Raw genomic sequence first — 19,862 nt, forward strand, 5'->3', positions numbered from 1 at the left:
GGCGCCGGCGCCTTAGGGCGTCGGGCTCTCGCCATGCTGCCCGTCGAGCACCGTGCCCGTGCTCGGCACGCTCTCGGCGACGGCCTCGGCCCGGCGCAGGTCGGGCGAGGTCGCCTCGGCGACGAAGCTCGCCACCGCCTCCGCGAGCGGCAGCGTCCGGGTCTGCTGGCTGCCCAGCCGCCGGATCGAGACCGTGCGCTCCTCGGCCTCGCGCCGGCCGAGCGCCAGGATCACTGGCACCTTGGCCAGCGAGTGCTCGCGGACCTTGTAGTTGATCTTCTCGTTGCGCAGGTCCGCCTCGACCCGCAGGCCGGCCCGCGTCAGCGCCCGGACGACCTCCGCCGCATAGGCGTCGGCCTCCCCGGTGATGGTCGCGACCACCACCTGGACGGGGGCGAGCCAGAGCGGGAAGTGGCCGGCGAAGTGCTCGATCAGGATGCCGGTGAACCGCTCCATCGAGCCGCAGATCGCCCGGTGCACCATCACCGGCGGCACCTTCTGGCTCTCGGCATCGACGTAGAACGCACCGAACCGCTCCGGCAGGTTGAAGTCCACCTGCGTGGTGCCGCACTGCCAGTCACGCCCGATCGCGTCGCGCAGCACGTACTCGAACTTCGGCCCGTAGAAGGCGCCCTCGCCCGGGTTCACCTCGGTGCGGATGCGGCCGCCCGACTGCGCCTCGATCTGCGCCAGCACGCGGGTCATCACCTCCTCGGCATGGTCCCATAGGGCGTCCGAGCCGACCCGCTTCTCGGGCCGGGTCGAGAGCTTCACCACGATCTGGTCGAAGCCGAAATCGGCGTAGGTCGAGAGGATCAGGTCGTTGATCGTGAGGCACTCGTCGGCGAGCTGGTCCTCGGTGCAGAAGATGTGCGCGTCGTCCTGCGTGAAGCCGCGCACGCGCATCAGCCCATGCATCGCGCCCGACGGCTCGTAGCGATGCACGACGCCGAATTCCGCCATGCGCAGAGGCAGGTCGCGGTAGCTCTTCAGACCGTGCTTGAAGATCTGAACGTGGCCCGGGCAGTTCATCGGCTTCAAGGCGAACCAGCGCTTGTCCTCGGCCTCGTCGCCGGCGCTTTGGGCCGCGAACATGTTCTCGCGGTACCAGCCCCAATGGCCGGAGGTCTCCCACAGGGCCTTGTCGAGGATCTGCGGCGCGTTGACCTCGGCGTAGTCGCCCTTCAGGCGGCGGCGCATGTAGGCGATCAGCTCCTGGAAGATCGTCCAGCCCTTGGCGTGCCAGAACACGACGCCCGGCCCCTCCTCCTGGAAGTGGAACAGGTCCATCTCCCGGCCGAGCCGGCGGTGGTCGCGGCGCTCGGCCTCCTCCAGGCGGTGGAGATAGGCGTCGAGCTCCTCCTTCGTGGCCCAGGCGGTGCCGTAGATGCGGGTCAGCATCGGGTTGCTCGAATCGCCCCGCCAGTAGGCGCCGGCGACCTTCATCAGCTTGAAGGCCGGCCCGACCTTGCCGGTCGAGGTCATGTGCGGGCCGCGGCACAGGTCGAACCAGTCGCCCTGGCGGTAGACCTTCAGGTCCTCGCCCGGCGGGATCGCGTCGACCAGCTCGACCTTGTAGGCCTCGCCCCGGTCGGCGAACACCTTGCGGATGTCGTCGCGCTTCCAGACCTCCTTGGTGAAGGCCGCATCGCGGGCCATGATCTCGCGCATCTTCGCCTCGATCGCCGGGAAGTCGTCCGGCGTGAACGGGGTGTCGCGCGCGAAGTCGTAGTAGAAGCCGTTCTCGATCACCGGGCCGATCGTCACCTGCGTGCCCGGCCACAGCGCCTGAACGGCCTCAGCCAGCACGTGGGCGCAGTCGTGGCGGATCAGCTCCAGCGCCCGCGGGTCGGTGCGGTCGAGGAACTCGATGCGGGCGTCGCGCTCGATCGTGTCGGACAGGTCGGCGACGACGCCGTCGAGCGCCATCGCGACGGTGCGCTTGGCCAGCGATTTCGCGATGCCTTCGACCACGCTCCGTCCGGTCACGGCCTCGTCGTAGGCGCGGGTGTTGCCGTCGGGGAATGTCAGGATGGGCATCGTCGCGGTGTCTCCGGGCTCACTCCTGCGTACGCGGCAGGTAAGCGCAAACGAGGGTCGGTCCCCGCGCGGGGCGCGGGAGCGGCCGTTTAGACCGTTTCCGGGCGGGAGGAAACGCCGCGCCGCGCGGCGGCGGGGCTTGCGCCAAAGAAAGAACCCCGCGCGGTCCTTCGACCGCGCGGGGCTGATGTCGTCGTCCGCGCGAAGCGCGAAGCGGGCTACTCGGCGGCGATCTGGTGGGCCTGGGAGCCGTCCGTGTAGGTCTCGGGCGTCAGGCGCTTGCCCGGCGCGGCGCGCCCCGGCAGCGGCGGCAGCGCCAGCGCCTTGGCGAGGTCGATCCCGGCCCCTTCCGCGACCCGGCGGCCGTAATCGGCGTCGGCATGCGAGAAGTGCCAGACCATCCGCAGCTGGATCGCCTCGGGGCACTGCTTCATGTCGCCGACGAGGTTGGCGATCAGGTCGTCGCGCTCCCAATCTTGGAACGAGCGGTAGCGCACGCCGGCCTGGGTGTAGTCGTCCTCGGTGCGCGAGGTCTGGTAGCGGCCGAGGTTGCCCTGCACCGGCTGGTGGTAGTCCTTCGCGGGCTTCGGCGCCTCGCGCAGGCCCTCGGCCAGCGTCGAGGGCTCGTAGTTGATGTGCTTGTTCGGGCCGGTCCCGTCGACGCCGTAGGTCATCTGCCCATCGCGCTGGTTCGAGTAGACCTTCACGCCCGGCTGCGGCGCGTTGATCGGCAGCTGCAGGTAGTTGGCGCCGACGCGGTAGCGCTGCGTGTCCGAGTAGGACAGCGTCCGGCCCTGGAGCATCTTGTCGTCCGAGAAGTCGATGCCGTCCACGAGCACGCCCGTGCCGAAGGCCGACTGCTCGACCTCGGCGAAGAAGTTGTCCGGCACGCGGTCGAGCACCATGCGGCCCACGGGCAGCAGCGGGAAGTCCTCGACCGGCCACAGCTTGGTGTCGTCGAGGGGATCGAACGACAGGTGGTCGTTCGGGCCGTCCGGCATGATCTGCACGCAGAACTCCCACTCGGGGAAGTTGCCGGCCTTGATGTTGTCGTAGAGGTCACGCGTGGCGTGGCCGACGTCCTTGCCCTGGATCTCGGCCGCCTGGGCCGAGGTCAGGTTGCGGATGCCCTGCTTGGGCTCCCAATGGAACTTGCAGAGCACCGCCTCGCCCTGGTCGTTGACCAGCTTGTAGGTGTTGACGCCCGAGCCTTCCATCTCACGATAGTTGGCGGGGATGCCCCACGGCGACTTCAGGTGCGTCACCATGTGGATCGCTTCGGGGTGCTGCGCCACGAAGTCGAAGAAGCGCCACGCCTCCTGGCGGTTCGTCACCGGGTCCGGCTTGAACGCGTGGATCATGTCGGGGAACTTGATCGCGTCGCGGATGAAGAAGACCTTGAGGTTGTTGCCCACCAGGTCCCAGTTGCCGTCGACGGTCTTGAACTTGACCGCGAAGCCGCGGGGGTCGCGCTCGGTCTCCGGGCTCTCCTTGGCGCCGGCCACGGTGGAGAAGCGCACGAACATCGGCGTCTTCACGCCGGTCTCGTTGAGGACGCGGGCGCGGGTGTACTTGGACGCCGGCTCGTTGCCGATCTTGCCGTAGGCCTCGAAGTAGCCGTGGGCGCCGGCGCCGCGGGCATGCACGACGCGCTCGGGGATGCGCTCGCGGTCGAAATGCGTGATCTTCTCGATGAACTGGTAGTTCTCGAGCGTCGCGGGACCCCGCTCGCCCACCGTGCGCGTGCTCTGGTTGTCGCGGACCGGGTGGCCCTGGCGGGTCGTCAGGATCGGGCGTTGATCGCTCATGCGAAGAATCTCTCCGTGGTGGTGACGAGGCTCGAGGATCGGCGCCTGCGCCCGCGAACGAGGGGACGCCGTTTCCTGGAATCGTTCCGGGCTCCCCTTATGCGCCACTCCGAACCCATTGGCCAATGCATCGTCGCAAAGGGTATGATAGACAAAAACTATGAACCTTGCCGGCCTGTCGCTCCGCGACCTCGAATACGTGGTCGCCATCGCCGACGAGGGGCATTTCGGCCGGGCGGCCGAACGCTGCAACGTCAGCCAGCCGACGCTCAGCGTCCAGGTGCGCAAGCTCGAGGGCGCGCTCGGGCTCGTGCTGTTCGAGCGCTCCAACCGGCGCGTGCTGATGACGGCGCCGGGCCAGATCATCGTGCGTCAGGCTCGCGCGGTGCTGGCCGAGGCGCAGCGCCTGCTCGCGCTGGCCAGCGAGGGCCGCGGCGCACCGCTCACCGGTAGGCTCGTGCTCGCGGCGATCCAGACGCTCGGGCCGTACTTCTTCCCCCTGGTGCTGCGGACGATGCGCCAGGAATTCCCGATGCTGGCGCTGGCCCTCAGCGAGGGCCGCACCGCCGACATCCTCGCCTCCCTGCGCGACGGGCGGGTCGACGCCGCCCTGGTGTCGCTGCCCCTGCCCGCGTCGGGGCTCACCGTCTCGCCGCTCTTCGTCGAGCCGTTCCGCCTCGCCTGCCCGGCCGACCATGCGCTCGCGCAGGGCGGGGCCCTGCGCGCCGCCGACATCGCCGGGCCGGACCTGCTGCTTCTCGACGAGGGCAACTGCCTGCGCGACCAGGCGATCGCCGCCTGCGGGGCGGGCAGCGCCGCCGGGCGACATGCCACCAGCCTGGAGACCCTGCGCTCGATGGTGGCGGCCGGGGCCGGCTACACCTTGCTTCCCGCCCTCGCCGTCCCGTCCGGCCCCGATCCGAGCGGGCTCACCGTGATCCGCGGCTTCGACACCGACGGGCCGGGCCGGACCATCGCGCTGGCCTGGCGGGCGAGCGACCCGCGGGCGCCGGGCCTCGCCGCGTTGGCCGCCTTCTTCCGCGCCCAGGCGCCGGCCGGCACCGCCGCCTGCCGCGAGGCGACGATCGCCGCCGGGTGACGAACGGGTCGCACAGGGCTGGGTTGTGCGCCCGTGCGCGTGACAGGCCGGGCGACAGGGTGTAGCGCGGCGCCAGGATCGCGGACCGCCATGCGATCGATCGAACCTGGCGCGTCGCCTTGCCTTTTCCCGCACGGACCATCGCCCTCTGGGCGGCGCTGATCGCCGCCTCGGGCCTGCTCGGCTTCGGCCTGAAGCTCGGGCAGTTCCCGGCCGCGTTCCTGCTCGGGCCGATGATCGCGGCGATCGCGTTCGGGGTGCGGGGGGCGCCGCTCCGGATGCCGCGGCCGGCCTTCCAGGCCTCGCAGGCGATGATCGGCTGCATGGTGGCCCACGCCATCACCGCGGAGATCACCAAGACCCTGATCGCGGACGGCCCGCTGATCCTGCTCGTGGTCGGCGTCACGGTGCTCGCCGGCGCCCTCGTCGGGCTGGTGCTCACGCGCCTGCGGGTGCTGCCCGGCACGACCGCCGCCTGGGGCTCCTCGCCGGGCGGGGCGGCGGCGATGGTGGCGATGGCCGAGGAATACGGCTCCGATCCCCGCCTCGTCGCCTTCATGCAGTACGTGCGCGTCGCCGCCGTGGTGCTCTCGGCCTCGCTGGTGGCGCGGCTGCTGACCGATTCCGTGGCGGCCGGCCCGCCGCCGGCGGTCGCCGAGGCGGCGACCGTGCTGCCGGTGCTGGTCACGCTCGCGGTCGCGGCCGCCGGCGCCGGCATCGCGCTGTGGCTCCGCCTGCCCGCCGGCGCGCTGATCGGGCCGATGCTGCTCGGCGCGGCGCTTCACGCGACCGGCGTCGCCAGCATCACCCTGCCGCTGCCGATCCTCGAGCTCGCCTACGCGACGATCGGCTGGTACGTCGGCCTGCGCTTCACCCGCGAGACCCTGCGCGCGACGCTGCACGCGCTGCCCGGCATCCTCGTCGCGACGCTCGCCGTGATCCTGCTCTGCGCCGGCTGGGCGCTCGGGCTGACGCACCTGCTCGCGATCGACTTCCTCACCGCCTTCCTCGCGACCAGCCCCGGCGGCCTCGACTCGGTGGCGATCATCGCGGTCGGCTCGAAGGTCGACGTGTCGTTCGTGCTCGCGGTGCAGACGCTCCGGCTGTTCGTGGTCCTGATCACCGGCCCGGTGCTGGCCAAGTGGATCGCCCGCGCGGTGCCGCAGGAATCGGCGTGAATGGACGAGGCGGCGTGAATGCACGCGCTCTGGCTCGCCTTCCTGAATTCCTGGCGCGGCCTCGTCCACGGCGCCCGCACCGAGCGCGCCGTGCGGCTCGAGCTGGTGCTGCTCGTCGTCGGCGTGCCGGCGGCCCTCGTGCTCGGCGCGAGCCTCTGGGTCCGCGTGGCGCTGATGGCGACGCTCCTGCTGATGCTCGCCGCGGAGTTTCTCAACACCGCGATCGAGAAGCTGTGCGATCACCTCCATCCCGGCCGCCACCCGCGGATCGGCACGGTGAAGGACCTCGCCTCGGCCGGGACGTTCTCGGCGCAGGCGATCGCCGCCCTGGTCTGGGTCGCTGCGCTGATCGACCGGCTCTGACGCCGCGGCGTTCGCGCCATCGTCGCTCCGGAGCCGGGACCGTGCGGACTTCCGAGCGGGCCTTCACCGTGACGCCGTCGCTCGGACGCTCGCGGAACGCCGGTGCCGGCGTCCCGATCGTCACGACGCCCTTCGCGCTCCGACGTCCCGCCCGGGCGGCGGTGCGGACCATCGTCCCTGCCGCACGTCCGGCGGTCTCCGGCATCCGGGGCCGGGCAGGCATGCGGGGCCGAACGGGGGCGCGCGCTCGCATCTTGCGCGGCAAGCGGCTATTGCCGGCCGCATGTCCGACACCGTGAAACCCGCAAGTCCTCCGGCCGAACCGGCACCCGACTACATCCGCAAGATCCTCACCGCGCGGGTCTACGACGTGGCGATCGAGAGCCCGCTCGATCCGATGCCGCGCCTGACCGTCCGGCTCGGGCGGCCGGTGCTTCTGAAGCGCGAGGACCTGCAGCCAGTCTTCTCGTTCAAGCTGCGCGGCGCCTACAACAAGATGTCGGGGCTCTCGCCCGAGCAGCTCGCCCGCGGCGTGATCTGCGCCTCGGCCGGCAACCACGCGCAGGGCGTGGCCTTGGCGGCCGCGCGCCTGCAGGTGCGGGCGGTCATCGTGATGCCGCGCACGACGCCCGCGATCAAGGTCGACGCCTGTCGCGCCCGAGGCGCCGAGGTGATCCTGCACGGCGACGCCTTCGACGAGGCGCTGAGCGAGGCGCGGCGCCTGGAGGCCGAGCAGGACCTCACCTTCCTCCACCCCTTCGACGATCCCGACGTGATCGCCGGCCAGGGCACGATCGGCATGGAGATCCTGCAGCAGCATACCGGCCCGATCGAGGCGATCTTCGTGCCCGTCGGCGGCGGCGGGCTCGCGGCGGGAATCGCGACCTACGTCAAGTACCTGCGGCCGGAGACCAAGGTGATCGGCGTGGAGCCGGACGACGCCGCCTGCATGGCCGAGGCCCTGAAGGCCGGCGAGCTCGTGCTGCTGCCGAGCGTCGGGCTGTTCGCCGACGGCGTCGCCGTCCGCCAGGCCGGGGCCGAGACGTTCCGGCTGTGCCGCCAGCACCTCGACGAGGTCATCACCGTCGACACCGACGCGATGTGCGCGGCGGTGAAGGACATCTTCGACGACACCCGCGCGGTGTCCGAGCCGTCCGGCGCGCTCGCGCTCGCCGGCGCCAAGCTCTACGCCGAGCGCGAGGGCGGCGCCGGCACGCTCGTCGCGATCTCCTCCGGGGCGAACCTCAACTTCGACCGCCTGCGCCACATCGCAGAGCGGGCCGAGCTCGGCGAGGAGCGGGAGGTCCTGCTCGGCGTCACCATCCCGGAGAAGCCCGGCGCCTACCGGGCCTTCATAAGGGCCCTGGGACCGCGCGCGATCACCGAGTTCAACTACCGCTACGCGCCGGGCGCGCAGGCCAGGATCTTCGTCGGCATCAACCTGCCCGGCGGCCGGCCCGAGAAGCGCGACCTCGTCGCGGGCCTCGTCGCCGGGGGCTACGACGTCCACGACATGAGCGACAACGAGATGGCCAAGGTCCATGTCCGCTACATGGTCGGCGGCCGCGTCTCGGGCCTGGCGCACGAGCGGCTCTACCGCTTCCAGTTCCCGGAGCGGCCGGGCGCGCTGCTGAAGTTCCTCGACGCGCTCGGCGAGGACTTCAACATCACCCTGTTCCACTACCGCAACCACGGTGCCGATTACGGCCGGGTGCTCGCCGGCATCGCCGTGCCCCCCGACGCCAAAGGCCGTTTCGACCGGGCTGTCGAAGCTCTCGGCTTCCCGTGCTTCGACGAGACCGAGAACCCTGCCTACCGGATGTTCCTAGACGGCGAGCCCGCGGCGGCCAAGACCGGCATCGCCGGCTGGTTCGGGCTCAGGAAGGCCTGAGCGACCTCGGGTCCGGCGCGCCCCGAGCATGTTCGAGCGAGGCGGCTCCCGGCTCGCGTGAAGAAAATGCGACTTCACAAGATGAGCATCTTCGAGGGAGGTGGCCCCCGGCTCGCGTGAAGACGGTGCTCTAGCGCTGCGCCGTCTCGACGCTGACGACGTCGGGGTTCGCCCGCAGGGTCTCGGCGATCGCCTCGACGCTGGTCGCCGACAGGCGCACGAACGCGACCTCGATCTCGTCGAGGGCGGGGTCCTCGGCGGTGCGCGCCACGAACTGGCGCACCCGCGAGGCCCGTTCGCCGGTCGCCGCGTGCAGGGTGTCGATCGACAGTGTCCCGCGCCTGGCGACGAGGCGGAGGGTCCGCGTCTGCATCCGGTCGCGCCAGCGCTCCTCCAGCGGCTTGACGCCCGCGAGGATCGCGACGACGAAGGTCGTGGTCGCCACCGCCGGGACGTAGAGCCCGCCGCCAATGGCGAGCCCGATCGCCGCCACCGCCCACAGGCTCGCGGCGGTGGTCAGCCCCTTCACGACCTCGCCGCGCAGCAGGATCGTGCCCGCGCCGAGGAAGCCGATCCCGGAGACCACCTGCGCCGCGACGCGCGACGGGTCGAGGACGACGTTCCGGGCGCCCAGCGCGTCGGCGAAGCCGTAGGTCGAGACCAGCATGATCAGGCACGAGCCGACGCAGACCAGCATGTGCGTGCGCAGGCCGGCCGCCCAGAGCAGGCGCTCGCGCTCGAGCCCGATCACGCTGCCGAGCAGGGCCGCCAGCGCGAGCCGGCCGATCATCTCTCCGTTGCCGAGCAGGGCCGGTCTCCGTTCTGTCCCGCGATCCTCTGGGGACGATAGGCCGGTTCAGCCCGTCATGCGACGCCGAGCGCGGCCTTCTCCACCTCGTAGGCCGCACGCACGGTCGCCTGCCCGTAGGTGCGCTCCAGGCGCCGGACGGTGAAGTGGGCGTGGGCCATCGACTGGAAGTGGCTCATGAAGGCGGTGTTGACCGCCGCGCCGCCGAACGCGCCCAGCACCGGCACCGCCTGCGCGGCGACCTTCTGCGAGACCACGATGCCGAAGCGCGCCGCGATCTGCGCGGTGAAGCGGATCAGCGCCGGCGCCGACTGGTCGAGCAGCGTCTTGCTCCCGGCGTAGCGGGCGGCCTCCGCCATCGTCTTGGCGAGGGCTGCGCGCACCGCGAAGTAGCCGCTCTCGGTCAGGCCGGTGCCCTCGGCCGCGCCCGCCGCATCGCCCTTTCCGCCCAGCGCGAAGACCTGGACGCAGGCGAGCGCACCCTCCGGGTCGTCGAGGTCCTCGCCCTCCTCCCGCGCGATCTCGGCGATCGAGCGCAGCATCAGAGTGGTCGAGACCGGCAGCTCGACGGCCAGCGTCGCGAGGCCGAAGGCGCCTCCGAACGCCCCCGACAGCGCGGCCATGGCCTTGTGGTTGAAGGTGCTCGATCCGGTCAGGCTGCCGAGCAGCGCGCCGAGGCGTCCCTCCGGCTTGACGGCGACGCTCTCGATCTCGGTGCCGGCGGCCGGCGCGACCGCGACCTTCGGCAGGGTCTTGAGCGCAACGCGCAGCGCCCCGCGCATCGCCGCCTCGGTCGAGCGCCCGACGACCTCGGTCACCGGGGCCGGCAGGGACCGGCCGATCATGTCGAGGGGAGCGCCGGCGGCGGCCGAGAGCCGGGCGGCGAGGCCCGGCTGCTCCAGGGCGCGGACGGACCGGCGCAATGCCGCGAGGTCCGCCTCGCTCAAGGGACGCTCGATGGACTCGGTGGCGGCCGGAAGGACCTCACCGGTCAGCGCGATATCGCTCATGCATTCCTCCTCAAGCCTGGGTTCTCAGGGGCACGCCCGGCGAACCGGTAGGAAGCGGGACGGGCCCGGGAGGGTTCCCGTGCCCGCCCGCGGCGGCCATCCCCGCGTCGCCCGAGGCCGGCACGGGCCTGCGGCTCGGCGTTCTGCCGACGGCGAGGCAGAGCAGCACCACCGGGATGCCGACCGCAGAGGTCAGGACGAAGAAGGTCGGGTAGCCGAAGGCGGCGACGATGTAGCCGGCGGTGCCCGCGACGAGCTTGCCCGGCAGCGCGTAGAGCGAGGAGAACAGGGCGTACTGCGTCGCCGCGTAGCCGGGGGTGGTCAGGCTCGACATGTAGGCGATCAGCGCGATGCCGGCGAAGGAGCCGCAGAAGTTCTCGATCGAGATCGCCACCGTCAGCCGCCAGACCTCCGGCCCGCCGGTCGACAGCCAGGCGAAGGAGAGGTGCGAGGCGGCGGCGAGGAAGGCGCCGGCCAGCAGCGTCGGGAACATCCCGAATCGCGCCATCGCCCAGCCGCCCGCGAACCCGCCCGCGATGCCCACCCAGATGCCGTAGAGCTTGGTGACGGTGGCGATCTCCTTCAGGTCGAAGCCCAGCGTCCGGTACAGCGGGCTCGCCATCACGCCGGAGACGAAATCCGGCATGCGGTAGAGCGCCACCAGCACCAGCAAGCCCCACAGGGCCGGCCCCATCCGGCCGTGCAGCTCGACCAGGGGCTCCAGCACGGCCTGGCGGATCGACAACAGCCGCGTCCCGGCCGCCTTCGGCGTCTGCGCGGCTGCGGCCGCCGGCTCGGGGCGCCGGGTGTCGAAGGCAGGCGCGAGCAGGGCCGCGATCAGGCCGACGAGCATCAGGGCCGCCATCGTCAGGTAGGCGAAGGTCCAGCCCTTGTCGGAGGCGATGAACAGCGCGCCGGCGCCCGCCGTGATCAGGCCGAGGCGGTAGCCGAGGTTCGAAGTCGCCGCGAGGATGCCCTGGAAGTCGGTGCCGGCGGCGTCGATGCGCCAGCCGTCGACGACCACGTCCTGGGTTGCGGCGCAGAAGGCGACGAGGAAGGCGCCGAGGCCGAGCAGCGCGAGGCTCGTCTGCGGATCGGCGAAGGCCATCAGCACCAGGCAGAGCGCCACCGCGACCTGCGTCGTCACCATCCAGGCGCGGCGGCGCCCAAGACGAGCGCTCAGCACCGGAACGTCGATCCGGTCGATCATCGGCGCCCACAGGAACTTCAGCGAGTACGGCAGCGCCACGTAGCTGAACAGGCCGATCGCCTTGACGTTGATGTCCGAGAAGGCGAGCCGCAGGGTGAACGTCCCGAGCACCAGGAGCAGCGGCAGCCCCGAGGAGAAGCCGAGCGCCAGCATCAGGACGATGCGCCGATCCTCAACGAGGTCGCGGGCCCGCAGCCGTCGTGCGGGCTTGTCGGGTGCGGTGTCCATGGCCATGCGGTGGAACTCCTTGACGCCCTTCCGCCTTGATCCGTGAGAATCGTGGCAGCCTTGCGCCGCCCCGCGCGTCGGGGGCGATCCGTGCGGGGTGCGGCGGCCGGATCATGGTCGATGTCTGCTTAACGCGACATCGCACATTTGCCTGGGTACAAGCGGGACGGGTCGGGAACCTTGCCCCTGCGTACCTGTTCGGATGATGCGAGCGTAGCCGTTCCGCTCGCAACGGTCTGCCGCGCTGGCCCGGCGCGGCGGCCATCCCTGCCTCGAGGCTCCTCGCGTACCGATCGGTTACAGGATGATGGAGACCAGCGATCAGGCGGATTATCCGCTCGCTCCGGCGACATTCGCGCGGGCGTTCAATTCGAGCCCGACGCCGATGCTGCTCACGGGGGCGACGCACGACAACAACCCGATCGTCTGGGTGAACGAGGCCTTCCTGAAGCTGACCGGCTACGACCGCGACGAGCTTCTCGGGCGCAATTGCCGGATGCTGCAGGGCGCCGGCACGGACGCGTCGGAGGTCGCGCGCCTGCGCGCCGCGCTCGAGGCGGCCGAGCCGATCGAGTGCGAGCTCCTGAACTACCGCAAGGACGGCACCGCCTTCTGGAACAGCATGACCGTCAACCCGGTGCGAAACGCCGACGGACGGGTGACGTTCTTCTTCGCCGCGCAGGCCGACATGACCGACAAGCGCACCGTCGAGCAGGCGATGCGCGGCACCAACGACGAGCTGGAGCGCCAGGTCGGGCAGCGCACCGCCGACCTGCAGGCGGCCCTCGAGCAGAAGACCGCCCTGCTCCACGAGGTCGATCACCGGGTCAAGAACAACCTCCAGGTGATCTCGTCGCTGATGCTGCTGAAGGCCCGGCGCACGCCCGAGGGCGAGGCGCGCGATGCGCTCTCGAGCATGGCCGAGCGCATCGGCGCGCTCTCGACCGCCCACCGCATGCTCTACTCGGCCGGCGACGTCACCAAGTTCAACCTGTCGGACTTCACCGACGACTTCCTGTCCGATCTCAACGCCGGGCTCGATGCGGAGCGGACCCGGGTCGAGGCGCGGATCGACTCGATCGCCGTCTCCGCCGCGATGGCCGCGCCGCTCGCCCTGATGATCCACGAGCTGGCGACCAACGCCGTCCGCCACGCCTTTCCCGAGAACCGGAGCGGCCGCATCGGCATCACCGCGCAGCGCACCGACGCCGGCATGCACCTCACGATCGAGGACGACGGCGTCGGCCTCGATGCGGGGCCGGTGAACCCGGCGGGCTTCGGCCGGAACCTCGTCGAGATGGTGGTGCGGCAGCTGCGCGGCACGATCACGTGGCGCGATCGGGCGCCGGGCACCGTCGTCGAGATCGACATTCCCCTGGCGGAGGACGCGTGAGCGCCCCGGCCCTGCGCATCCTCGTGGTCGAGGACGAGGCGCTGATCGCCCTCGAGCTCGAGTTCCTGCTCGACGACCTCGGCTACGTCACGGTCGGCATCGCCGCCAGCTCGACCGAGGCGATCGCGCTCGGGCAGTCCACCGCACCCGACATCGCGCTCGTCGACATCCACCTCGTCGACGGGCCGACCGGCGTCGACGTCGCCCGCGCGCTCAGCGCCGACCCGCGCACGACGGTGGTGTTCATGACCGCCAACGCCAAGCGCATCCCCGACGACTTCGCGGGCGCCTTCGGCGTGATCTCCAAGCCCTATTCCGAGCGGGTCGTGGCGAGCACCCTCGACTACGTGGCCGGCTGCCGCGCCGGGCGCGTCCCGGCCCCGCCCTGCCCGGACGGGTTCTTCCGCGCGCCCGGTTGAGCCGGGCTCAGCCGGCGGCCGCCTCGCGCTCGCGCTTGAGCCGGTAGAGCGCCTCCATCGCCTCGCGCGGCGTCAGCGCGTCCGGGTCGATCGCGTCCAGCAGCAGGCCGAGCGCGTCGTCCGCCTCGACCGCCGGTTCCGGCAGAGGGGGCGGGGCGAGGCTCGCGAACAACGGCAGGTCGTCGATGCGCGGACGGCTGGGGCGCTCGCGCTCGGCCTTCTCCAGCCCCTTCAGGATCGCGCCGGCCCGCGCGACGACGCTGCCCGGAAGGCCCGCGATCCGCGCCACCTGGAGCCCGTAGCTGCGCTCCGCCACCCCCGGCACCACCTCGTGCAGGAAGACCACGCCGTCCCGGTGCTCGGCGACCTTCAGGGTGGCGTTGTCGAGCCGCGCCAGCCGCTGGCCCAGGGCGGTCAGCTCGTGGAAATGGGTGGCGAACAGCGCGCGGCAGGCGTTCGTCTCGTGCAGGTGCTCAAGGCAGGCCCAGGCGATCGAGAGCCCGTCATAGGTCGCGGTTCCGCGCCCGATCTCGTCCAGGATCACCAGCGAGTGCCGGGTCGCCTGGTTCAGGATCGCGGCCGTCTCGACCATCTCGACCATGAAGGTCGATTGCCCGCGCGCGAGGTCGTCGGCGGCGCCGACCCGGGAGAACAGGCGGTCGACGCGGCCGATCCGGGCCTGGAGCGCCGGCACGAAGGCGCCGATCTGCGCGAGCACGGCGATCAGGGCGTTCTGGCGCAGGTAGGTCGACTTGCCGCCCATGTTCGGGCCGGTAATCAGCCGGATGCGGCCGCGCCCCTCGCCCGAGAGGTCGCAATCGTTGGCGATGAAGGCCGCGCCGGATTTGCGCAGGGCCGCTTCGACCACCGGATGGCGGCCGCCCGCGATGACGAAGCTCAGCGACGCGTCGACCTGCGGCCGGCGCCAGTCGAGCTCCACCGCAAGCTCGGCGTGGCTCGCGGCCACGTCGAGGGCGGCCAGGGCCTCGGCGATGCCGCCGATCGCCTCGGCCTGCGCGACGATGCGGGCGGCGAGGTCGTCGAACACGGCACCTTCCAGGGCGAGCGCCCGCTCGGCGGCCCCGGAGATCTTCTGCTCCAGCGCGCCGAGCTCGACGCTGGTGAAGCGCATGGCGTCGACCATGGTCTGGCGATGCACGAAGTCGCGCATCAGGCCCTTCAGGCAGGCTTCGCCGACCGATTGCGGCACCTCGATGAAGTAGCCGAGCAGGCCGTTGTGCTTGATCCGCAGCGTGCGGCACCCGGTCTCCTCGGCGTAGCGCGCCTGCAGGGCCGCCACGACCTTGCGCGAGTCGCTTCCGAGCAGGCGGGCCTCATCGATGTCGGGATGGTAGCCGGCGCGGACGTATCCGCCGTCGCGGCGGTTGAGCGGCAGCTCGTCGGCGAGGCTCGCGCGCAGCGTCTCGACCAGTTCGCGGTCGGCGTGGGCGAGGATGCCGGAGAGCCGCGCCAGATCCTCCGGCAGGTCGCGTCCGTCTGACAGGCGCGCGCCGAGCGCCAGCGCCACGTCGAGCCCGTCGCGGATCGCGGCGAGGTCGCGCGGGCCGGCCCGGCCGAGGCCGGTGCGGGCCAGCGCGCGGGCGAGGTCGGGCGCGCGGGCGAGCGCGTCGCGCAGCGTCGCGCGCAGGGCGCGATCCTCCACCAGCCGCGCCACCGCCTCGTGTCGCCGCGCGATGGCGGCGAGGTCGGTGAGCGGCCCGGCCAGATGCTCGGCCAGGAGCCGCGCGCCGTTGGCCGAGACGGTCCGGTCGATCGCGTCGAGGAGGCTGCCCGCCCGCTCGCCCGAGAGCGTGCGCGTGAGCTCGAGGTTCGCGCGCGTCGCCGCGTCGATCGCCAGCGTCGTCCCGGCCTCCTCGCGGGTCGGCACGCTCAGGGGCGCGCGGGCGGCGAGCTGGGTGCGCGCGACGTAGAGCAGCGCCGCTCCGGCGGCGGCGATCTCGGCGCGGGTGAAGGCGCCGAAGCCGTCGAGCGTCGCAACGCCGTACTGCTCGCGGATGCGGCGCTCGGCCGAGGCCGGCTCCAGCTCCGCCTGGGCCAGGGGCACCACCGCCGCCCGCGTCTCGGCCCAGAGCCGGGCGAGCGCCGGATCGGTGTGGATGGCCTCCGACAGGACGATCTCGCGCGGATCGTGCCGGGCGATCGCGCCGGCGAGGTCGGCGCCCGCAACCTCGCTCAGGGCGAAGCGCCCGGTAGAGATGTCGATCGCCGCGAGCCCGTAGGCGAAGGCCGTGTCCGAGACCTTGCGACGGCCGACCGCCAGCAGCAGGTTGGCGCTGCCCGGATCGAGCAGGCGGTCCTCGGTGATGGTGCCGGGGGTGACGAGGCGCACGACCTCGCGGCGGACCACCGATTTCGGGCCCCGGCGCTTGGCCTCGGCCGGATCCTCGGTCTGCTCGCAGACCGCGACCCTGTGCCCGAGCCCGATCAGCCGGCTGAGGTAGTCGTCGGCGCGCTCCACCGGCACGCCGCACATCGGGATGTCGGCGCCGCCGTGCTTGCCGCGCTTGGTCAGGACGATGCCGAGCGCCCGCGAGGCCGTCTCGGCATCGGAGAAGAACAGCTCGTAGAAGTCGCCCATCCGGTAGAACAGCAGGCAGTCCGGGTTGGCGGCCTTGATCTCGATGTACTGCGCCATCATCGGCGTCGGGCCGGCGACCTCCGCGGTGCCTGATCCGGCGACGTCGGCGAGGTTTCGGGCTGAGCTGCGGGCCATGAGACGGCTCTTAGCAGACGCGTCCGGGTTTGATCAGCGCCCGCCCGCCGGATCGCTGGGGAGAAGGCCGGACGCTGCCGGCGACGCGACGAACGAAGGAAGCCGGCGCCATGGGGCGCCGGCTTCCTCGCATCGCTCCGAGGCGGATCGATCAGTAGCGCGGGCCGCCGACCGTGTTGCCGAGGTTCTGCTGGTAGCCGCGCATCGCCGGGTTGCGCGCATTCGGGTTCCCGTGGCGCATGGTATTGCGGCGGCGCATCATGCGCTCGGCCTTGGTGGAGTGGTGATGACGGTAGTGGCGGCGATAGGCGACCGCGTCGGTCGTGCTGCCGGCGACGATGCCGGCCTGCGGCATCGCGGGCGCGGCGGAGACGGAGATCGACCCCAGGCCGAGGCCGCCGAGAAGCAGTCCGGTCGCAAGGGTCAAGGAAAGACGTGTCATCTAGAATTCTCCAGTCCCCGCTCATGCGCTGCCGGGCTATAAGTTCAAGCGCCTCAAGTCGTTCCAGGCATCGGCCGTGGAATCGTGCCGTCGAAGGGGGATTAATTTCTTGGCTAAATCGGGATTGTTCGCGGACTTGAATCGTAACGCCGCCCGATCGTCACGGTAGGACGATCGCGATGCCATCCGCCCCGACGTCTGCTCTGTCCCCGCTCAGCCCCCTGCCGATCGATGCGGCGCTTCCCGCCCTGCGCGCGGCGCTGGCATCCGCGAACGCCGCCGTGCTGGTCGCTCCGCCGGGTGCCGGCAAGACGACGCGGGTGCCGCTCGACCTCCTCGACGCGCCCTGGCTCGGCTCCGGCAAGATCATCGTGCTGGAACCGCGCCGTCTCGCTGCGCGTGCCGCGGCCGATCGCATGGCCGGCACCCTGGGCGAGCGCGTCGGCGACACCGTCGGCCTGCGCGTCCGGCTCGGCTCGAAGATCTCGGGCCGCACCCGGATCGAGGTCGTGACCGAGGGGGTCTTCGGCCGCATGATCCTCGACGACCCTGAACTGTCCGGCATCGGCGCGGTGCTGTTCGACGAATTCCACGAGCGCTCGCTCGATGCCGATTTCGGCCTCGCCCTCGCCCTCGACGCGCAGGCCGGCTTGCGCGACGACCTGCGCATCCTGGTCATGTCGGCGACGCTCGACGGCGCCCGCGTCGCGCGCCTGCTCGGCGACGCGCCGGTCGTGGCGTCCGAGGGACGCGCCTTTCCGGTGGAGACCCGCTACGCCGACCGCGATCCGAACCGCCGGATCGAGGACGCGATGACGGACGCGATCCTGCGTGCGCTGCGGGCCGATCCGGGTTCGGTCCTGGCCTTCCTGCCGGGCCAGGGCGAGATCCGCCGCGTCGCCGCGGCGCTGGAAGGCCGAGTCGGGCCCGAGGTCGCGGTCGCGCCGCTTTACGGCGCGCTGACGCCGGCCGAGCAGGACCGGGCGGTGTCGCCGGCCGCACCCGGCGCGCGCAAGGTGGTGCTGGCCACCAGCATCGCCGAGACCTCGCTGACGATCGAGGGCGTGCGCATCGTGGTCGATTCCGGCCTCGCGCGGGTGCCGGTCTACGAACCCGGGCTCGGGCTGACCCGGCTGGTGACCGCGCGCGCCTCCCGCGCCTCGGTCGACCAGCGCCGCGGCCGCGCGGGCCGGACCGAGCCCGGCGTGTGCTGGCGGCTCTGGGCCGAGGCCGGAACCAGCGCGCTCGAGCCGTTCACCCGCCCCGAGATCGTCTCGGCGGACCTGGCCGGCCTCGTGCTCGATTGCGCCGAGTGGGGCGTGACCGATCCCGGCACCCTCGCCTTCCTCGACCCGCCGCCGGCGCCCGCCCTGAAGGAGGCGCGCGCGATGCTGCGCGACCTCGATGCGATCGACGCGGACGGGCGCCTCACCGAGACCGGGCGGCGCCTGCGCGCCCTCCCCCTGCCGCCGAGGCTCGCCCGCATGGTGGTCGCCGCCGCCGGCCTCGGCGCCGCGGCGGCCGCCGCCGACCTCGCCGCCGTCCTGGTCGAGCGCGGCCTCGGCGGCGACGCGGTCGACCTCGCCGACCGGGTCGAGCGCTTTCGCCGCGACCGTGGCCAGCGCGCGGCCGACATGCGCCGGATGGCGCAGGGCTGGGCACGGTCGGCCGCGGCATCCGGCGAGCGCGGGGCTCCCGAGCCGAGCGCCGGATCGTTGCTGGCGCTGGCCTATCCCGACCGGGTCGCGAAGGCGCGCGGGCGCGAGGGCGAGTTCGTGATGGCCAACGGCCGGGCCGGGCGCCTCGACCCCGCCTCCCCGCTCGCCCGCGAGCCGTTCCTCGTCGTCGCCGACATCGTCGGCGCCGCCGGCAACGCCCGCATCCTCGCCGCCGCCGCGATCGACCTCGACGCGATCGAGGCCGGCTTCGCCGACCGGATCGAGGGCGTCACGCAGGTGACCTTCGACGCGGCGGCACGGGCGCTGCGGGCCCGCAGCCTGCGCCGTCTCGGCGCCGTCACGCTCGGCGAGCGCACGCGCCCGGTTCCGCCGGATCTCGACTCGGCCAAGGTCCTCGCCCGCGGCATCGCCGGGCTCGGCCTCGAGCGCCTGCCCTGGACCCCGGCGCTGACGCAATGGCGCGCCCGCATCGCGTTCCTGCGCGCGGCGGAAGGCGGCGACTGGCCCGATCTGGCGGACGGCGCCCTCGCCGGGACGGTCGAGGACTGGCTCGCGCCCGCCCTCGTCGGCCGCCTCGGCCTCGACGCCGTCACCGCCAGCGACCTCGGCGAGGCGCTGCAGGGGCTGCTGCCCTGGCCCCTCCGGGCCCGCCTCGACGCCGAGGCGCCGACCCATGTCGAGGTGCCGACCGGCTCGCGGATCCCGATCGACTACGAGGCCGAGGGCGGCCCCGTCCTCGCCGTGCGGGTGCAGGAGCTGTTCGGGCTGGCGACGCATCCGACCATCGGCCGGGTGCCGCTCGTGCTCCACCTGCTCTCGCCCGGCCACCGTCCGGTGCAGATCACCCGCGACCTCCCGGGCTTCTGGCGCGGCTCCTGGAGCGCCGTGCGCACCGAGATGCGCGGCCGCTATCCGCGCCACCCCTGGCCGGAGAACCCGCTGGAGGCGCCGCCGACCCGCCGCGCCAAGCCGCGCGGCACGTGAGCGCGAACGGCAGGTAACAGGTGACAGGTGACAGGCGGCGGGCGCGATGCGACCGTGACACGAAGCCGGGCGCGACCGCCCCCCGCGAGATCGAGACTCCGCCCGCATGCCGACCGAAGAACCGCAGAATCCCGAAGCCGGGCAGCCCGAGGGCGACGGCTGGACGCCGATCCACGACACCGGCTTCATCGCCCATGTCGGCCCGGTCTACGTCCGCGACGGCGCCTACGCGTTCCGGGCCGCCGACAAGCACGCCAACCTGATCGGCGTCGTCCACGGCGGGATGCTGATGAGCTTCGCCGACCGGGCGCTGGGCGAGACCGCGATGCGGGCGGCCGACGGGGCGAACTGCGTGACGATCCAAATGGAGATGCAGTTCGTCGACACCGCGCGGCTGGGCGACTGGATCACCGTGGCGCCGGAGGTGATCAAGCGCACCGGCTCGCTCGTCTTCCTGCGCTGCGAGCTTCGGCACGCGGCGCGCGTCGTCGGCGTCGCCTCGGGCGTCTGGAAGATCCTGCGCCGGCGCCCGGAGGCGCCCCCCGTTCCCGGACCGACCGGCGACGCTATCTGAGA

15 protein-coding genes are annotated in these 19,862 nt (G+C 72.3%); 8 read left to right on the plus strand and 7 right to left on the minus strand.

The features are described from left to right. Nucleotides 1-12: 12 nt before the first annotated feature. Nucleotides 13-2,040, minus strand: a complete 2,028-nt coding sequence (thrS, locus tag MKK70_RS07695) for a threonine--tRNA ligase (RefSeq protein WP_243946677.1) — start codon at nt 2,038-2,040, stop codon at nt 13-15. Between the two features lie 218 nt (nt 2,041-2,258). Next, nucleotides 2,259-3,848, minus strand: coding sequence for a catalase (locus MKK70_RS07700; protein WP_147726248.1), 1,590 nt, complete (start codon nt 3,846-3,848; stop codon nt 2,259-2,261). Between the two features lie 160 nt (nt 3,849-4,008). On the opposite strand from MKK70_RS07700, the gene MKK70_RS07705 reads away from it, so the two are divergent. The 4 genes from MKK70_RS07705 (at nt 4,009) to ilvA (ending at nt 8,379) form a co-directional block, all read left to right on the plus strand. Further along, on the plus strand, nt 4,009-4,947 hold the full coding sequence (locus MKK70_RS07705) for a LysR substrate-binding domain-containing protein (protein ID WP_147842090.1): 939 nt from the start codon (nt 4,009-4,011) through the stop codon (nt 4,945-4,947). 119 nt (nt 4,948-5,066) lie between these two features. After that, entirely contained in the window at nt 5,067-6,125 is a 1,059-nt protein-coding gene (locus MKK70_RS07710; RefSeq protein WP_147842089.1) for an AbrB family transcriptional regulator, read from the plus strand. An 18-nt stretch (nt 6,126-6,143) separates the two neighbouring features. Next, the gene (locus MKK70_RS07715; RefSeq protein ID WP_147727848.1) at nt 6,144-6,488 is read left to right on the plus strand and encodes a diacylglycerol kinase; all 345 of its coding nucleotides are present in this window, start codon (nt 6,144-6,146) and stop codon (nt 6,486-6,488) included. Nucleotides 6,489-6,771: 283 nt separating this feature from the next. Continuing rightward, nucleotides 6,772-8,379: a threonine ammonia-lyase, biosynthetic gene (gene ilvA / locus MKK70_RS07720; protein ID WP_243938013.1), complete on the plus strand. Its 1,608-nt coding sequence runs from the start codon at nt 6,772-6,774 to the stop codon at nt 8,377-8,379. A gap of 130 nt (nt 8,380-8,509) precedes the next feature. Here ilvA and MKK70_RS07725 read toward each other — a convergent pair whose 3' ends face one another. The 3 genes from MKK70_RS07725 to MKK70_RS07735 form a co-directional block, all read right to left on the minus strand. Next, complete coding sequence (locus MKK70_RS07725) at nt 8,510-9,169, minus strand: MgtC/SapB family protein (protein ID WP_243946679.1); 660 nt, start codon at nt 9,167-9,169, stop codon at nt 8,510-8,512. 74 nt (nt 9,170-9,243) lie between these two features. After that, complete coding sequence (locus MKK70_RS07730; protein WP_243946681.1) at nt 9,244-10,197, minus strand: EcsC family protein; 954 nt, start codon at nt 10,195-10,197, stop codon at nt 9,244-9,246. Nucleotides 10,198-10,207: 10 nt separating this feature from the next. Beyond that, entirely contained in the window at nt 10,208-11,641 is a 1,434-nt protein-coding gene (locus MKK70_RS07735) for an AmpG family muropeptide MFS transporter (protein ID WP_243946684.1), read from the minus strand. 298 nt (nt 11,642-11,939) lie between these two features. Between MKK70_RS07735 and MKK70_RS07740 the strand changes: the two genes are divergently transcribed. After that, the gene (locus tag MKK70_RS07740) at nt 11,940-13,028 is read left to right on the plus strand and encodes a PAS domain-containing protein (RefSeq protein ID WP_243946686.1); all 1,089 of its coding nucleotides are present in this window, start codon (nt 11,940-11,942) and stop codon (nt 13,026-13,028) included. Continuing rightward, the gene (locus MKK70_RS07745) at nt 13,025-13,447 is read left to right on the plus strand and encodes a response regulator (protein ID WP_243946688.1); all 423 of its coding nucleotides are present in this window, start codon (nt 13,025-13,027) and stop codon (nt 13,445-13,447) included. Before MKK70_RS07740 ends, MKK70_RS07745 begins: the two co-directional genes overlap by 4 nt. A 7-nt stretch (nt 13,448-13,454) precedes the next feature. Here the strand turns inward: MKK70_RS07745 and mutS are convergent, their stop codons facing one another. Both mutS and MKK70_RS07755 read right to left on the minus strand, forming a co-directional pair. Continuing rightward, nucleotides 13,455-16,106 carry a DNA mismatch repair protein MutS gene (mutS, locus tag MKK70_RS07750; RefSeq protein ID WP_409568254.1) on the minus strand — a complete coding sequence of 884 codons (2,652 nt, stop codon included), beginning with the start codon at nt 16,104-16,106 and terminating at the stop codon, nt 13,455-13,457. Nucleotides 16,107-16,332: 226 nt separating this feature from the next. Then, nucleotides 16,333-16,623 carry a hypothetical protein gene (locus MKK70_RS07755; protein WP_147729502.1) on the minus strand — a complete coding sequence of 97 codons (291 nt, stop codon included), beginning with the start codon at nt 16,621-16,623 and terminating at the stop codon, nt 16,333-16,335. A gap of 179 nt (nt 16,624-16,802) precedes the next feature. On the opposite strand from MKK70_RS07755, the gene hrpB reads away from it, so the two are divergent. Both hrpB and MKK70_RS07765 read left to right on the plus strand, forming a co-directional pair. Then, nucleotides 16,803-19,286 carry an ATP-dependent helicase HrpB gene (gene hrpB, locus MKK70_RS07760; RefSeq protein WP_243946691.1) on the plus strand — a complete coding sequence of 828 codons (2,484 nt, stop codon included), beginning with the start codon at nt 16,803-16,805 and terminating at the stop codon, nt 19,284-19,286. Nucleotides 19,287-19,392: 106 nt separating this feature from the next. Then, the gene (locus tag MKK70_RS07765) at nt 19,393-19,860 is read left to right on the plus strand and encodes a PaaI family thioesterase (protein WP_147844603.1); all 468 of its coding nucleotides are present in this window, start codon (nt 19,393-19,395) and stop codon (nt 19,858-19,860) included. The last annotated feature ends 2 nt before the right edge of the window (nt 19,861-19,862 follow it).

It is taken from the genome of Methylobacterium sp. E-041 (assembly GCF_022829665.1).
Taxonomy (GTDB): domain Bacteria; phylum Pseudomonadota; class Alphaproteobacteria; order Rhizobiales; family Beijerinckiaceae; genus Methylobacterium.

Bases quoted from the DNA above. Each gene is read 5' to 3' on its own strand.
- thrS (WP_243946677.1), bottom strand. From the start codon at position 2,040: ATGCCCATCCTGACATTCCCCGACGGCAACACCCGCGCCTACGACGAG.
- MKK70_RS07700 (WP_147726248.1), bottom strand. From the start codon at position 3,848: ATGAGCGATCAACGCCCGATCCTGACGACCCGCCAGGGCCACCCGGTC.
- MKK70_RS07705 (WP_147842090.1), top strand. From the start codon at position 4,009: ATGAACCTTGCCGGCCTGTCGCTCCGCGACCTCGAATACGTGGTCGCC.
- MKK70_RS07715 (WP_147727848.1), top strand. From the start codon at position 6,144: ATGCACGCGCTCTGGCTCGCCTTCCTGAATTCCTGGCGCGGCCTCGTC.
- ilvA (WP_243938013.1), top strand. From the start codon at position 6,772: ATGTCCGACACCGTGAAACCCGCAAGTCCTCCGGCCGAACCGGCACCC.
- MKK70_RS07725 (WP_243946679.1), bottom strand. From the start codon at position 9,169: ATGATCGGCCGGCTCGCGCTGGCGGCCCTGCTCGGCAGCGTGATCGGG.
- MKK70_RS07730 (WP_243946681.1), bottom strand. From the start codon at position 10,197: ATGAGCGATATCGCGCTGACCGGTGAGGTCCTTCCGGCCGCCACCGAG.
- MKK70_RS07735 (WP_243946684.1), bottom strand. From the start codon at position 11,641: ATGGCCATGGACACCGCACCCGACAAGCCCGCACGACGGCTGCGGGCC.
- MKK70_RS07740 (WP_243946686.1), top strand. From the start codon at position 11,940: ATGATGGAGACCAGCGATCAGGCGGATTATCCGCTCGCTCCGGCGACA.
- mutS (WP_409568254.1), bottom strand. From the start codon at position 16,106: ATGATGGCGCAGTACATCGAGATCAAGGCCGCCAACCCGGACTGCCTG.
- MKK70_RS07755 (WP_147729502.1), bottom strand. From the start codon at position 16,623: ATGACACGTCTTTCCTTGACCCTTGCGACCGGACTGCTTCTCGGCGGC.
- hrpB (WP_243946691.1), top strand. From the start codon at position 16,803: ATGCCATCCGCCCCGACGTCTGCTCTGTCCCCGCTCAGCCCCCTGCCG.
- MKK70_RS07765 (WP_147844603.1), top strand. From the start codon at position 19,393: ATGCCGACCGAAGAACCGCAGAATCCCGAAGCCGGGCAGCCCGAGGGC.